We start from the raw sequence: 14820 nt of genomic DNA on the forward strand, positions 1-14820 counted from the left end.
TCCATGTCAAGCTTGATCTCACTCGACGACCTCGTTGATAACCCGACTTCACGCGTCGCCATCAGTCTTTGTCTCGACGCCTCGGTCTCTATGTCCGGGGCTCCGATGCAGGAGTTGAATTCCGGTGTTGCGTCGTTCTATGAGGCGATAAACCATGATGAAATCGCTAAGTTCAGCGCCGAAATTAGTATCGTCACGTTTGGGCCAGTTCAGAAGGAAACAGATTTCCAGACGGTAGCGAGCCAACCCCATCCGCCCGTACTCGCAGCAAATGGCAACACTCCGCTTGGCGAAGCGGTCAAGCTTTCGCTAGATCTCCTTGATGAGCGCAAGCAGGCTTACAAAGACAATGGAATTGACTATTACCAGCCGTGGCTAGTGCTCATGACTGATGGTCAACCGAACGGCTCAGCGGCTGTTCTCGATGCGCAGATTGCGCGAGTCGCAAAGCTAGCTGCCGACCGGAAGCTCGTGGTGTTCCCTATCGGTATTGGTGATGAAGCCGACATGTCTACCCTCAACAGATTCAGCGCTCCTCGTCCGGCTTTTAAACTGCAAGGCCTGAATTTCCAATCATTCTTCTCTTGGCTGAGTGCCTCTGTGTCACGCGTTTCGCAGTCAACTCCGGGTGATGGCGTTCCAATCGATGTGGACGGAGTCACATCGTGGGCGGACTTCAAGTTTTGACAGATCCGCAACAATCTTGTCGCGTTGGTTTGGAACCACAGGATGGATCTGCTGCAGAGTGGCGTACGGCGGGCGCGGCTCAACAGGGGCGCTCACATCTGGAAACTTCGACACCCTGCCAGGACCACGTAGCTACTCGAACTTTTCCAGATGGGACTGTGACAGGTGCGCTGTCAGATGGTGCAGGTTCATCTAGGTTTTCTCATTATGGTGCTCAGCTCCTAGTTGCTCGCGCGCAAGCGCTGCTTCAGGCGCAGTTTGAGCCATTATTCAGGGCAACGAACAATCTTGGATCTCTTCGCACGCGTCTTGTTGAGGATCTTCGGGGAGAACTCCGTGAGCTTGCATCTGCAGGGATCAACTTCTCCGAGGAGGAACGCAAGAAATTTGGTCTGCCGCCCAGAACCGAACAAGCTCAAGTCCAGTGTGACCTGCAGGACCTCGCGGCGACTCTCCTCGTTGTCGCCATAAATGGCGGGCGATTTGTTGCACTGCATATCGGGGATGGGGTTATCGGCATCGAACATCTCCTGAAGTCTGGCCCCAGAACGAAACCTCTCAGCGTGCCAGATAATGGTGAATTCATAAACGAAACGAGGTTCATAACTTCCCAGGACGCTGAAGAATACATTCGTGTATTTCGCGGGCACCTAGATACCCGCACCAGGAACATCATTGGTTTCGTACTCATGTCTGATGGGCCTGAAGTTTCACTCTATAAACGCACTACGAATGAAATGGCGCAGGCGTGTTCAAAATTGTTAAATGCAGGTCGAGAGCTTCCTGAAGAGGTGATGAACGAACAACTCGCTGTGACACTCAAAGAGGTTATTGCGCCACGGACACACGACGACTGTTCGATAGTACTGATTGCAAGAAGTGCAGCGCCTACACCCGTAGGGTCCGGTATGACTTGTTGATGATTGCTCGGGACAGAGCGGTCGCAAGAAGAGTCACAGTTGCTCTCCAAGGTTGACCAGCCAGTTGATCCAGGTGACGCCGCCTCCTGCGAGGGCTGCTGCTCCAATAGCGACGAAAACTCCGGTTCGGCCTTTGGATGCGAGACCGGGGTTACCAGCCGACGAAGCAACAGCCCAAAGGATCGCGCTGACAATGACCATGAGCACCGCGACGACCAGAATGATCGTGAGCATGGCGCCAATGACGACCTTGAGGTCGCCGATCCCTCCGAGGCCGCCAAAGTCAGGAAAGACGTCCATTATGCACCCCAGTTCGTGCAGCCAGAAGGCCCAGTAGTCGCCTCGGGGAGATCTGCAGCGTTGTGAGCGTTGAGCCACGCTGCAGGGTCGATCGCCGTACCGTTGGTGCCGCCCGGTCTCACTTCGAAATGCAAGTGCGCTCCGGTCGAATAGCCTGACGAGCCGACGTCTCCAATGTGTTGGCCCGCGATGACGCGTTCGCCTGCGATCACGTGAATGCCGTGCTGCCACATGTGTGCGTACGCGGTCGCGACTGTTTCGCCACCGACCTGGTGCTCGATGATGATCAGCCCGCCGTAGCTGCTGGTGAACTCGGCAACGGTGACGACTCCGTCGACAGCAGCCAGGATCGGGGTGCCGTCTGCAGCACCGAGGTCGAGCCCGTAGTGGGTGCTCTGTTTTCCGGAGATCGGATCAATCCGGGGACCGAAGCCATCTGTGACTGCCCAGGTGCCTTCAGGCAGCGGAAACACCACCTTCGAGGACACCGTCGGCTTCGTGGCAGGCACGGTACGCACGGCAGAGTCTGCTGATGAAGCGCTGGCCGTGGCGCTTCCGGTGGTGAGGGTGACGAGGATCTTCTCGGCTACAGGCGCATAGTTGTCGTATCGGTCTGGGAACGCCGAGACTTCCACGGCTTGGGCGACTTCACCGAGTCCCATTGATTGCCATCCGGGGATATCGAGCAAGCCCCTCGGCGAAGGGTAGTTCGGTCCAGTCGGCCCTCCAAAGAATGCCGCTGCTTGGTACTTCGGGTCCATCAGTTCGGCTACCGTGCCCCATCCAGATTGGGGGCGCATCTGGAACAGACCGAGCGAGTCGTGATCCGAGCCGTTACCGTCGTTCGGGTAGTCGCCTGATTCTGGGTAGGTGCCGGTGTTCGCGAGCATCCGCAGCGTCGACTCGGTAAGTGCCGCCATGAGTGAGATCTTCAACGCGTCACGGGTGACACCCTCAATCTCGGAACCGACAGTGATGACCGTGGCCGCGTGAGTGAGCTGCTGCTTGTTCAATTCGAACGTGTGCCCACTCGCAGTCGTCACAGTTAGCGAGTCGGGCACATTACGTACAAAGAGACCATCAACAGTGCAAGTCGACGTTGTGGCGGGATTCATGATGAGCCCGATGCCGACGAGGCCGAGCGTCGGCGCCACAAAGGCTAAGGCAAGGGCTCCGATGGCGAGCTTCTTCAACATTGAGTGCTCCTATCGAAGTGGGTTATCGAGCTGCGACAGTCGTAGTAGGTAGCAGGGATCGCCGTCGAGAGGGCAGGCCATGAACAGCGTGAATGCGACCGGCACTGAGAGTGTTTCTGCGGTGTCGTTCCAGACACCGTCGCGGTGACGAATGCCATCGACCGTGTACGCGATCGCACCGGGCGGGAGCTGCCCAGGTTTCGCTTGCGCGGCCGCATCTGCCCAGGCGTCGGGCACAACGACGGTGTCGATCTCGATCGACTGAGTTGTCGCGTACTCGCGCAGCTTCACCCATGCGTCACGCGTGGGCATGTAGCTTGCCATGTCTGCGGCGAGCCCCGCTTGCTCGTGGCCGGACGGATCGCCAACGTCGAGGATCGCCGATGTGTAGTCGAGCGGCACCAGCCCGGCCCCTGTGTCCCAAGTGAACAATGCAGCTGAAACACGACGAGCGAACAGCTCGGGATCACTTGTGGGAGCGATCCGTGGTGCGACTGGCCGCGAGGTATCCGATGGAGATGGCGTGGCAGGGGCCACCGGGGACGATGCTGGGGGCTCTGGTGGTGGTGCGTCGCGGGGTCCGGTAAGAAGTCCGTACCCACCAACTGCGACCAGGGCGACGAGGATTGCGCCGCTGAGTGTCAGAGCGATGAGCTTTCGGCGTGTGCGCGAGTCGGGTGAAGTCTTCATGCCCACTAGGTGCACGCCGCTGACTATGAAGTCTTGTCGAAATCCTTACGTGACCCAGCACAGAATCCGACTGACCGAGGAATGTCGGTGGCTGGGCTCATACTCGAAACCACAAGAAGTCGCACGTCATTCAAGACGCGCAGAGATAGTTGAGTGAGCAAGTGAGTATTGGGAAGAACGTAAGCGTGTTGCCGATCACCGAGAACGACCTTGAATGGTGGCAAAACAAGATTGCGAAGCTGGACTGGGGCTTCGCAGTGACCTACGCGGAGGGCGCACCACACGAATACATCGCTGAGCGAACTGAAGGAATGACAAAGGCTGATTTTGCCAGGGCGGCTCGGGTCATTCACACGTTCGGTGCGCCGCAGAAGTTTTTCAAATCAACGCGCATCTATCTTGTTCACGACGGCTGGAAGTACTGGACCATGGATCGAGAGCACGACGACGTGACGCTGATCAACAGAGGTCGTGCCGACCACGTCTACGGTGTCCAGAACATGCCACGCACGAAGAGCGAGTTCCACTCCGACTACGACGCAATCGCAACCTACTGGGATCGCGACTTCACCGCGTCTGACGAAGAACAACGAGGGTTCACGCGACTCGTAGACGAAGTCACCCGCGGTTACCGCAAGTGCCGCACACTCGACATCGGCGCAGGCACCGGGCTCACTCTCGACCTGGGGCTGACAGAAGCCCCCCGCCTAACAGCGATAGACCCTTCGCAGGCGATGCTCAATGAATTGGTGCGGAAGCACCCGCTCGTGGCGCGGGTTGAGCCAAGAACGTTTGCGGACACGCTCGCGCGCCGCAACCTGGCAGGGACACAGTTTGATCTCGTGCTCGCGCTCGGCGGCTCAGCGTCATATCTTTCACACGATGACTGGGAATCGATCATGCGTCATGCCCGTGGCCGACTGGTGTTGTCGGCGTATGCAGAAGATGAAGCGCCGGTCACTGCGGACCTCACCTCGCAACAACTTGCTAACGCTAATTCGCGGCTACGAGAATTTGCAGATCGACACGAAGGCCGGATCGAGCGTGTCGGCCGGTTCAACACTGTGGCGATCAGACGGAATCATTCCTGAGCTGCATGGTTCATCTGTACAAGCGGGACCACAGTTTGAACGAGTCGATCATCCGCTGGCTCAAATCCGGTGAGTACATCTTCCAAGCTGATATCCGTTTGGTGCAGGCTCTCAACGTCAGAAGACCGCACCAGGATAAAGACCTTGCCGAAGTCTGGGTGCTGGACTGGATCTGGAATCTCGTCATTGTAAGTAGCTGCAGTCGGGCCAAACAGAAGCCCCGCAACCATGTCGCCGTTGGCGCTGAGGAGTCGCACGTACCATTCCCACTTGCCAACAAAATTCGCTCGAACTGAGGCGACAGCTTCTTTGCCAAGTGCACTGTTGACCTGGGGCATAAGCTGTCGTTGGGCGTATTGGCGGAGGTACCTCTTGACATCGCCAAGGGTTTTTCGACCGTCTTCAAACTGTTGCTTCGCGTGCTGAGCGAGTATTTCGGCGAACTGTTCTGCGGCTGCATCCTGGGGACGTTGTCCGTATCGAGCAGATTCTCCCGTCTCACACATTGTCTTGATGAAAGCTATCCGATCGGCTGTATTCACGGGGCTTGGTCCTTCCACGAAGTTTTCGACCAGTTCGTTGATGAAGAAGTTCTGCTGAGGGTGGTCTCGACGCCACTTCTTGTCTGCTTTGACGTGCGCGTACAGATCGCTGAGGAGATCCGCATAGGTGAGAACGACCGCTTGTTCCCATCCATCGGTCTGAAGTTCGCTCTCTCGTCGTATGCACAGCAGCACGACGACGCTACGTCTTCCGCCCTGAGCACCGTGGGCAAGATAGCCATAATAATCATGGCCGTGCCCGTCGGAGGTGCCGAAGTTCTCAACGACGACGCTCTCTTGAGCTGTCATGAGCACAATGTCGGCAATGTCCTTGCCTGTCGCGGCATCGCCGGAGGTGTCTACTTCTTGGCTGACCCGATACCCGAATGTGGGAAACTCGGCGCCTTCAGGAAGCGTGTTGTTGATCCTGGCCATGAAGATCTGTTGGAAGGTGTCACCCAGCTCGTGGGTTCCATCGGCCCGTAGGAGCCAGGCAAAGACGTTCGAGAGTTGTTTTTCGTGAGTGCCGTGATGCATGACCCGAAAGATATTGAACTGCTCGGCGAGGCTTCGAGAAAGCGAAGGCACCAGCGAAGTGACCAGACGGCTTTCGGTTTCTTGTTGGCGAGGCATGACCCAAGCCTATTCAAGACGCGTCTGCCCTCAGACCGCGCGCAGGTTGGGCTTTGCCTCATCGTCGTCATCGAGCTGCTCGAGTGCCTCTCGGAGTCGGTCTGCGAACTCGACCCAGTTGTCGATAACGGTGAAGAACATTTCGGTTTCGGCCTGCGTCAGTTTTGCGGCGATGAGGACTGGGTCAGTGACCGGGTACAGGTTGCCGAGTTCGGTCCATGTGATCACGAATGCCCGTACAGGCATCGGCTCCATCCGGGCTGGTGTGGAAGTACGTTGCCCACGCTTCTTCGGTTTCTGCTCCGCTCGCAGCTCGGCAAGTTTTTCTTCGGCGATCCGGTGCAGCAAGACGTCACGATCTGCCTTCGCCGCCGCGAGCAGTTCCTTTAGCTGTTGCCAGCACGGGTGCACTGGAGCCTCGTCGCGAATGTCGTCGAGAAACCCTTGTGCCGCGGCACGAATTTCCTCGGGCTGGTTCGGGTCTTCGGCGACGCCTTGGATGAAGTTAATCTCTTCGAGGCGAGTGTAAGAGGACGTGCCGGTAACCATCTCGGCAGCCTGGCGCCGTGCATCCCCACGTGGTTCAGTTGACGGTCCCGCCGAATCGGCGGGACCGGACATTCCGCGGTTCTCGCCGCTCACGAACTGCGTTGCAGCTTTTCGCTGTGCAGCATCCTCGGCGAGAATTACCTTCATCTCCCGATACAGCTCCACCGCTTCCAACTGGCTGAGTGGCTTATGGAGCATGTTGTCGTTCTGTTCGGCGAGCATGTACCCGAGTTGGGTGGAGATGCCAGAGCGCACCCACACTCGCACCTCAGCCCAAGCAAGCTGTTTGATTGCGGCAAGTCGCCGCGCACCGCACACAAGCACACCCTCGGGGGTAACGGTGATTGGCTGCAGTAAGCCGTCTCGTGCGATCGACGCGGCGAGTGCGTCGATATCACCGAGGTCTTTGCGGTGTCGGTTGCCGACTTGAATGGAGTCGACGGTTCTGATGACGACGAAATTGTCGTCCCTGTTGCTCATGATCGCTCGCCTCGCTTCGGAGCGGCGAGTGCGATCTGAAACACGAGATCCTCGTCGTGCAGCAGTGAGTGGACTGTTTCGCCGAGCAGCAGGCGCAGCAGAATGCCCCGACCTGCTGAGGTTGCTTGCAACGCTGGGTGCGTATTGCCGAGGATCGCGCGAAGCAGTGCCGACCATGAAGCTGCGGGCAGATCGAGCAGCACGAGCGCGTGCTTGTCGCGTCGGAGAGCTTCGTAAGCGCTCACTCGTGATCCGGCGCGTTCGGTTGCTTCGCAGACTCTGTCGATCGCGAGTGTGGCAACATCTTCGGGCCAGTCGAGCAAGGTGAATAGCCGCACCGCATCAGCGATCGCTGTGCGCGCGGACGCACGTGCCACCGAGGTCTCGGTTTGCTGCTCGTCGTTTGCTGGCTCTTCTTCGAACTCGAAGTGATCGGTCGCGCGGAACGAAGGATGGTAGTCAAAGAGCGGTGTCTCTCGGTCGGAGATGCGCTCGGGGTCATGCAACTCGGAGATGTGGGGGCGGCGGGCCTTGTTTGTTGAGCACAGCAGCCCTTGCCCGCGCTCTTCTGCGATGCAGGTGACTTGCACACCGCGGGTGACGACCGCCCAGGGGTCATTGGCGAGCCTGGTGGAGCGAAGACGCATCACATCAAACGCGGCGCTTGCAGCCTCCCATGGGTCGAGACCGTGCTTCCGTGCGAGGGCTGCATACTTTTCAGCGGCGAAGCTCATGAGATCAGTAGCAACTGGGTCGCGTTGCCATGCGCCCCGCCCTTGCTGATGCAATCGCTTGAGCACTCGTCGGAGTCCTTCGCTACTTGTGTAGTCCTCGGAAGCCGCGTTCTGGGTTGCAGTAATCATTGTGTGGAACCTCCTGGCAAGCAGGTGCACACCGGTTCCCACGAACTGACCCTCCGCAAATTTCTGCATGATCTGCCTCCGTGTCGTCGTCTGCTCAGCGCATGCCGACGGCGCCTCGATCCATGCCACGGTCAGTGTTACCTCGCCCAAATGCCGACAACGGTGGGAGCCTCCGTGCTCGCTGCCCGAGCGCACGCACGTGGTCGGATGTTGCAGCGCGAGCACGACGCGCGAGTTCTCTCTGAAAGTCGATTCCAGCACCGGCAACCCGAGATGCGCCGCGGGCCACGAGATCCGTAGGCCGCACCCATTCAACACCGCGGGCGGTGGCTATAGACGGGTTGACCGGCAGCCCGCGAAGTCGCCGTGACGATGCTGCTTCAACTGCATCGGGAATACCGTCGATCCCGGCAACATCGCCAAGTACGGGTCGGGGGTCTCTGTTGACATTCATGATCTCTCCTCTGCTGATTCGCTACTGGCGAGTAGGTGTGCATCGCTTTCAACCACCTCGGGGTCATCAGCGGAAAGCCAGCGGCCGATAGTCGAGGGGTGCACATCGAGTTCGTTCGCAATTTGTTTGTTCGTCCAGCCGATGCCGCGTAGCGCCGACGCGAGAGCACGGCGATCCGGTGCCGCTGTCTCGGCTCCAACTTCTTCGAAGGCTTCGATTGATGACTCGACTTCTTTCGAACCCGACGCCCTGGCCAGGATCACCGTGAGATGCGTGATTGCCAAGAGCACCACTGGAGGTACCGCAGCGACGGCTCCGGCGAGGATGCTGGGCACGTCGGCATCGGCAGCAATGACCGCGTGGATCGCGTTGGCAGTCACCGACACCACCGCACCACCGACCAGGAGCGCCCACGGGTACCAGGAGGCGCGATTGCCAGCGAGGGCGACGACAGCCACGGTTGCGACCACGATGATGCCGTCCACGATGAGTGGCCACGCCCAAGCTTGTCCCGCACCGATCCCAGATCGGTGCGCAAGGTCGGCAAGCGAGGTGAATGACAGCCAGAAGGCGCCCACGGCGATGAACACGGTCCCGCAGACCGCGGTCCGTACCGCCCAACGGTGACTAGATGGTGATGTGCTCACGAGAGCACCTGCGCTCGTGTTGAGGTAGGCGGTGGCCGGTCAGTCGACGACAGCGCTGCCGTAAATGGTTCTCGCGCAGGTGCGCCGTGAACCGTGCGATACGCCGACCGAACCGTCGTCATGATCTCGCGCTCGGCGAGTCCGGCACTGCCACCGGCTGCAGCAAGTGCGTCAAGTGCCGTGTCTGATGGGATATCGTTTTCGGCCATTTTGCAGGCCGCCCAAAATAATCCGTGATTCCTTTCGCCCTCTTGCAGACGCGACACCCACGCTGCAAGCCGACCAACATCCATCCCGCGATCACCTGTGGGTACCCGACGGGGCCGACCAGGCCTCGGATCGAGGAACTCGCGAAGTCGATCTGCGTCGAGGCTGCGCGTAAGGCCATGATTTACTCGTTCAACCGCGTACCGCTCAAGGCGGGCACCAATCATTCGCGATGAAGGCGGGATGATGATGTAACCGCCGTCACCTCGGAAGTCGATGCCAGAACTCGCTGACTGCCAGGACCGCTGCTCGGCGGCATCAATCACGGGGTAATACAGGTGCAGACCGCCAGAGGGAGTGCGGACCATCAGCTCCCACCCCGAGAGAAGGCCTGCGCGCTCGGTGCGCGCTGCGGCGTCGTAACCGTTCACGCGGCCGTGCACGTCAATGTCGACAACAACGACGCCAGATGCTTGGCCCGTCGGTATCGCGAGAGAGGCTTCTGGTGTCGATGACCACCAGGCTTCAATCTGTTCAGCGTCCGTGCTGGCATCATGAAAACCGTGGCGCGTCACTGGTCGCTTCGATTCTGACCAGACCGGAAACACGGGCACGCCAAGTGAAGCGAGCTTGCTCGCAACTGCGAAGGCGCTCACCTGATTCGGCATCTGTCCCAGTACTGCCGAGCACGAACTCAGACGCACGTTCACGAGAGGCTCCTCGCCGCAGCTGCAGCCGGTTCTCGCAGTGGGGTGGATCCCGCCGCACTGCCAACCGGATGTGCAATGGAAGCTCGCTCCGTCGTGGGTGCTTGCCGCTGCGGTACATCCCGTTCAAGACCGGGAGGGGTGCCGTTGCCGAGCTGCTCAGTATCGAGTTGATCGAGGATCTTCAGGGCGGTGGCTCGCACTCGATCTCCGGTGGCCTTGACGATCTCGACTGGCTCTTTGCCATCAACGTTTGCTGCCCAACCTGCGACGTACGGGATCGTATAACTGCTGGTGTCCATGCCGTGTGCGGCCCCGATCATCAGCGCCACTGATTCGGCCTCGACCTCACCAATTCCGCGGTGCAGGCGTACCTCGCTGCTCTCGGGGTCGTGCATAAGCACATGCCCCAGCTCGTGTGCGAGCGTCTTCACTCGGGCCGCGTCATCAATGTCGGCCCTTATGAGCACGGTGCGATCGGTGTAGTTCGTCACTCCGTTTGCACCGTGGATCGATGCCGCATCCGGCGCATCACCCAGCAAGAACCCCGCAGCCTCGATCCGCGCCGCAAGCCCGGACCACAGCCCTCGGGGTGCCTCACCTTCGAGTAGCTTTGGCGAAGGCGGTTCAGGCAAGGGATCGCCCGCGGTCTGGGAAGCGTCCCACACATAGGCGGGACGCACCCCGATCAATTTCGAGCGCACGGCTTCACCCGGGCGAGGCTTCTCGAACTTCTTGAGCCTGCGCCAAGACTCCGCATCTGCAGGCGTCGCCGAAGCGAATCGACCGGTGACCGGAGCAAGGATCTGATATCCAGGCTGTCCCTTCTGCACTTGACGTCCGAGATCCTGCCATTGCCTATACCCGGCAACGTAAGACGGCATTGGATCAGGTACCAACCCCCGTTCGAACGCTGCTTGGTGCTGCACCCAAATCAGCAGGGTGTTATTGAACGAACGACTGCGAAAGTTTGCTGCGAACGTCAGAGCGCGCTTCCAGTCATCACCTGACACCAGTTGCTCGACCGCGCCGGTCAACGTCTCATGCAGTTCATCGAGCTTTGCATCACGCGCGGCTTGGCGATCCTCGTATGTAGCCATCGCTCGTCCTCCTCTTTGCTGCACAACCGGTGAATCCCGGAGGGCAATACATCTGAGAGGTGGGCATAACTGACCGGTGGAATGATGCGGGGGCCGATTTTTGGCATGGCGGTATCGCATGGTGCACCTCCTCGGTGCTGAAGTGGCGCAGGTCAAAATGCATGACCAACAAGTCTTCGTTGAGCATGCTTAACGCCACATGGCTTCAAGTCTTACCCGGATCGTTGAGCATGCGCAACCCTTGATTTGTGCATGCTCAAGGGCTATATTGAGCATGACCAAAAAGTCGCACTGGCGTGAAACGTCACCGTTGCCGAACCCATCCCGAGGGGAGGGGCATCATGAGCAAGACTCAAGAGCAGAACCAGGCCGCTGCCGACCTGCTGGCGAAGCGCCTGCGCCTGCTACTCGACGTGAAGACCGCTGAAACCGGGACCGAACCCTCACATTCTGTGATCGCCGCGTTCTTGAACGAGCGTGGCGTGAACCTATCGAGATCACGATGGACGTATATGGTCAACGGCCACCGCAAAGTCGATGATCCGCTCGTCTTTGAGGGGCTCGCGGAGTTTTTCGACGTCGATGTTGCATTCCTCACTGGAAACAGCGACGTTTCTGCTCCCGACAAGGTAAACGCGCAGCTTGATCTTGTTCGTGCCATGAGGGCTGCACGAGTGAAGTCATACGCGACTCGCACGCTCGGAGACTTGTCTCCAAAAACACTTGAAGCCATCACCAAGTTCCTGGATGAAGAGATAACCGAGTGAATCATGAACATCGATCAGGAAGTAGCCATCGCACTCGCGGGCTTACACCTGGGCGAGCACTTTACCTTTGAAGAACTTACGGGCGCGGTGCAGCGCCTCCGTCAGCGAAGAATCGTAGTCGCGGAAGTTCCTGAGATTGGGGAATCTAGCGGGCTTTGCGCCGTGTTGTTATTTTCCGACGATCGTGACGTTATCCTGCATGCTCACAGCGACTCCGCGCTACACACTCAACAGTTCGTGCTGCACGAGTTCGCACACATCATCCTGGGCCACTGCGAAAACGACAGTGATGCTCTCGCAGGCAACATCCCAGATACGCTCCTGCCCGACATTCCCGCGGAATTACGTGTCCGAGCACTCGCCCGCGGAGATGTAAGCACCGAAGAGGAGATCGCGGCCGAGAGCCTCGCGGACCAGCTTGCGGCGAGGATCCGCGGGGTTGCCTTTGCCGAGACGAGTTACACGGAGATATTCGGGTGATCCAGGTGCTTGTTTCCTGCGTCATGTGGGCGCTGGTTACAAGCCTGCTCGTTCTCCGCCGCGGTCGCACGGACCACAGCATCACCTACGCATCAATCATCATCGCTCTCGCGATGACCTTGAACATCGATCCCGTCTATCTCGTTCTCGATCCGCTATTTGGCGGCACCAACTTCATTACGCTTGCCGGGGACATGCTGCTCATGGTCGGCCTGTACTTTCTCGGTAGAGGCGTCATGCGAGCTGGAGAGTACCGGCCTCGACTCGTGCGGATCGCTATCAGCTTGCCCACGCTCCTCATCTTTCTTGTTTGCGTGGCCAAGATGTTCAGTTTCGCGGACCGAGGTCACACCACCGCCACGTTCATGAGTGATCACGGAGATCAGCCATTGGTCGGCGCATATTCGATCACCGTGTTTTCCTACTGTGGCGTAGTCCTTGCCGCGATGCTCGCACTGGCTATCGGCCAATGCCGGGTCACGCAGGGCATGCTGCGCGTCCCTGCTCTGCTACTCGCGATCGGCGCAAGCTGCGGAATTGCGCTCTGTGTCACGGTTGTCATCATGGATGTCACGCATGTGATCGGAGCCCTAGATCTCATGCGGCTTGTTGATGCAGCCTACGGGCCGCTCACACTCGCAACATTCTTATTCCTGTGCGCGGGCTTCGTCGCGCAGCCCGCCACGCGCTCAGTGCTACGTCGTTTGCGAGGAGTGCGCACGGACGCCTTACTAATACAGCTTGATCCAATCTGGCGTAACGCGACGAAGCTCAGACCAGGCTTGAGCAAATGGCACCCCGCCTCAGAGGTATTCGAGGACCCAGAAGCAAAGCTGTATCGACATGTCGTGGAAATCCGAGATGCAATGATCGACCCACGTGTCGTCTTCGAGATCAGCCCTACCGATCTCGCGCACGACCCACGTGTCGTCTTCGAGATCAGCCCTACCGATCTCGCGCTGCTTGAACGAGCCGAGAATCACCTCCTGGTACAGGGGGCCTCGTCCGTAACATCAACTCAGTTTGGCTCGACTGACCTTGGCCAGGCGTTGAAATGAGAAAGAGAAGGATCGTGGCGGCGAGCCTGAGCGTTGCGGCTGCGATACTCGGTGCCGGAGGCGCTGCTCTCGGTTGGGGTATTGCTCGAAAGCTCACTGCACCGATCGGGCCGCGCGACTTCGACCTCACTGTGCATGGTGTTGAACAAGCTGATGGACAGTCGCGTCTTGTACTCGATCGCACTCAGGGCACAGAAGCACAAGGCGTCTATAACCTCTGGTTCGAACGCGGTGGCTGGGTGCAACTCGGAAGCGAAGTCGACGACCGAGGACCCAGGTGCATCGCGCGAACCATCACCGGAGCCTCCGATGGATTCACTCCGCGAGCAGGAGATCTGGCCTCGTGGAGTGGCATCTATTATGCATCCCCAGCAGACGCAGGGCTTGAACACCGAGACAACGTTATTGTCACGCCAGTTGGCCACGCGCCTGCCTGGCGAATCGATGGCGACCTTTCAACGTGGGCAATACACGTTCACGGGCTCGGCAGTTCCCGAGCAGGTACGATTCGCGGCGTGCAGGTCGCGACCGAACTTGGCTTCACCTCGCTCGTGGTCAGCTACCGGAACGATGGCGAAGGCTCACTCCTCGGCAACGGCAGGTCGACACTCGGCGTCACTGAAGTCGAAGACGTCGATGCTGCAATCGGTTACGCGATCAGGCGTGGTGCCGACCGGATCGTGCTCTTCGGCTGGTCAATGGGTGCCGCGATTGCGCTGCAACTTGCACACCGAGCGGAGTATCGAGAACTGATCGTCGGACTCGTGCTTGACTCACCAGTACTGAACTGGCGATCGGTAATCCACGCGAACTGCAAGCGCGCCGGGCTGCCCAGCAGTGCAGGCGCACTCGCGATGCCCTGGTTGATGAAGGGACCGCTTGCGCGCATGGTCGGCCTGCCAACGGCTTTGCCTCTCGAAGATTTCAACTGGGTGAAGATGGCTCACGAACTCACTGTTCCGATGTTGATCCTTCATGGTACCTGCGATAACTCGGTGCCGTTTGCAACCTCCAAGCGCTTACGGGACCAGCGCCCAGAACTCGTCTCTCTTGATGCTTTCGACGCTGGTCACACCCTCAACTGGAATACCGATAACGAACGCTGGCATGCCACCGCAGCAAACTGGCTCGGCCAGCGTCTAGATCGCTGACAACCATGTTTACCCGGAAAAACCCGGTTCAATCGGCATAACTTCGATATCATCGGGAGTGACGGCCCATATGGGCTGATGAGGGAGGACCAAGCGTGACTGAGCCGTGGCTGTCTGCCGACGACATCGCCGCCCACCTTGGCGTCACGAAGGACACCATCTATACCTGGATCGCCGAAAAGGGCATGCCTGCGCACAAGATCGGTCGCCTCTGGAAGTTCCAAGCCACAGAGGTCGACGACTGGGTTCGTCGCGGTGGTGCCGCGGCCGCGCATACCGACGTGGCGAAGGACTGAGT

General features: G+C 59.0%; 16 protein-coding genes and 1 pseudogene. 8 read left to right on the plus strand and 9 right to left on the minus strand.

The genetic code is table 11. From position 1 onward, the window contains the following. The first annotated feature begins 3 nt into the window (after positions 1-3). Positions 4-687 (plus strand): vWA domain-containing protein, encoded by a 684-nt coding sequence (locus ABFX18_RS00245; protein ID WP_346056884.1) that lies wholly within the window; start codon positions 4-6, stop codon positions 685-687. Next, positions 666-1607 carry a PP2C family serine/threonine-protein phosphatase gene (locus tag ABFX18_RS00250; protein ID WP_346056886.1) on the plus strand — a complete coding sequence of 314 codons (942 nt, stop codon included), beginning with the start codon at positions 666-668 and terminating at the stop codon, positions 1605-1607. The genes ABFX18_RS00245 and ABFX18_RS00250 overlap by 22 nt, the downstream gene beginning before the upstream one ends. Before the next feature lie 33 nt (positions 1608-1640). Here ABFX18_RS00250 and ABFX18_RS00255 read toward each other — a convergent pair whose 3' ends face one another. The 3 genes and pseudogenes from ABFX18_RS00255 to ABFX18_RS00265 all read right to left on the minus strand — a co-directional run bounded on the left by ABFX18_RS00255 (position 1641) and on the right by ABFX18_RS00265 (position 3640). Then, the gene (locus ABFX18_RS00255) at positions 1641-1907 is read right to left on the minus strand and encodes a DUF6112 family protein (protein WP_346056888.1); all 267 of its coding nucleotides are present in this window, start codon (positions 1905-1907) and stop codon (positions 1641-1643) included. A gap of 17 nt (positions 1908-1924) precedes the next feature. Further along, a pseudogene (locus ABFX18_RS00260) lies at positions 1925-3103 on the minus strand (M23 family metallopeptidase); the annotation flags it as partial. A gap of 9 nt (positions 3104-3112) precedes the next feature. Further along, the gene (locus ABFX18_RS00265; protein ID WP_346056890.1) at positions 3113-3640 is read right to left on the minus strand and encodes a hypothetical protein; all 528 of its coding nucleotides are present in this window, start codon (positions 3638-3640) and stop codon (positions 3113-3115) included. A 338-nt stretch (positions 3641-3978) separates the two neighbouring features. On the opposite strand from ABFX18_RS00265, the gene ABFX18_RS00270 reads away from it, so the two are divergent. Then, positions 3979-4884 (plus strand): methyltransferase, encoded by a 906-nt coding sequence (locus ABFX18_RS00270; protein WP_346056892.1) that lies wholly within the window; start codon positions 3979-3981, stop codon positions 4882-4884. On the opposite strand, the gene ABFX18_RS00275 is transcribed toward ABFX18_RS00270, so the two are convergent. The 6 genes from ABFX18_RS00275 to ABFX18_RS00300 all read right to left on the minus strand — a co-directional run bounded on the left by ABFX18_RS00275 (position 4875) and on the right by ABFX18_RS00300 (position 11066). Then, the gene (locus ABFX18_RS00275; RefSeq protein ID WP_346056894.1) at positions 4875-6059 is read right to left on the minus strand and encodes a PD-(D/E)XK nuclease family protein; all 1185 of its coding nucleotides are present in this window, start codon (positions 6057-6059) and stop codon (positions 4875-4877) included. The genes ABFX18_RS00270 and ABFX18_RS00275 overlap by 10 nt on opposite strands. Before the next feature lie 30 nt (positions 6060-6089). Further along, positions 6090-7088, minus strand: a complete 999-nt coding sequence (locus ABFX18_RS00280) for a ParB N-terminal domain-containing protein (protein ID WP_346056896.1) — start codon at positions 7086-7088, stop codon at positions 6090-6092. Further along, positions 7085-7951, minus strand: a complete 867-nt coding sequence (locus tag ABFX18_RS00285) for a hypothetical protein (protein ID WP_346057151.1) — start codon at positions 7949-7951, stop codon at positions 7085-7087. The genes ABFX18_RS00280 and ABFX18_RS00285 overlap by 4 nt, the downstream gene beginning before the upstream one ends. 450 nt (positions 7952-8401) lie before the next feature. Continuing rightward, positions 8402-8995 (minus strand): DUF2637 domain-containing protein, encoded by a 594-nt coding sequence (locus tag ABFX18_RS00290; RefSeq protein WP_428833607.1) that lies wholly within the window; start codon positions 8993-8995, stop codon positions 8402-8404. A gap of 53 nt (positions 8996-9048) precedes the next feature. Next, a complete protein-coding gene (locus ABFX18_RS00295) occupies positions 9049-9969 on the minus strand; it encodes a bifunctional DNA primase/polymerase (RefSeq protein ID WP_346056900.1) in 921 nt (306 codons plus the stop codon). After that, positions 9966-11066 (minus strand): ArdC-like ssDNA-binding domain-containing protein, encoded by a 1101-nt coding sequence (locus ABFX18_RS00300; RefSeq protein ID WP_346056902.1) that lies wholly within the window; start codon positions 11064-11066, stop codon positions 9966-9968. Before ABFX18_RS00300 ends, ABFX18_RS00295 begins: the two co-directional genes overlap by 4 nt. 341 nt (positions 11067-11407) lie before the next feature. Here ABFX18_RS00300 and ABFX18_RS00305 point away from each other — a divergent pair, with 341 nt between their 5' ends. From ABFX18_RS00305 to ABFX18_RS00325, 5 genes are all read left to right on the plus strand, one after another. Beyond that, positions 11408-11833, plus strand: coding sequence for a hypothetical protein (locus ABFX18_RS00305; RefSeq protein ID WP_346056904.1), 426 nt, complete (start codon positions 11408-11410; stop codon positions 11831-11833). Positions 11834-11836: 3 nt separating this feature from the next. Next, complete coding sequence (locus ABFX18_RS00310) at positions 11837-12313, plus strand: hypothetical protein (RefSeq protein WP_217132837.1); 477 nt, start codon at positions 11837-11839, stop codon at positions 12311-12313. Beyond that, positions 12310-13371: a hypothetical protein gene (locus ABFX18_RS00315; protein WP_346056907.1), complete on the plus strand. Its 1062-nt coding sequence runs from the start codon at positions 12310-12312 to the stop codon at positions 13369-13371. Before ABFX18_RS00310 ends, ABFX18_RS00315 begins: the two co-directional genes overlap by 4 nt. Positions 13372-13385: 14 nt before the next feature. Continuing rightward, positions 13386-14522: an alpha/beta hydrolase family protein gene (locus ABFX18_RS00320; protein WP_346056909.1), complete on the plus strand. Its 1137-nt coding sequence runs from the start codon at positions 13386-13388 to the stop codon at positions 14520-14522. A gap of 95 nt (positions 14523-14617) precedes the next feature. Further along, positions 14618-14818 (plus strand): helix-turn-helix domain-containing protein, encoded by a 201-nt coding sequence (locus ABFX18_RS00325; protein WP_346056911.1) that lies wholly within the window; start codon positions 14618-14620, stop codon positions 14816-14818. Positions 14819-14820 lie beyond the last annotated feature (2 nt).

Source organism: Leucobacter alluvii (genome assembly GCF_039530485.1).
In the GTDB taxonomy this organism is placed as follows: Bacteria; Actinomycetota; Actinomycetes; order Actinomycetales; family Microbacteriaceae; genus Leucobacter; species Leucobacter alluvii.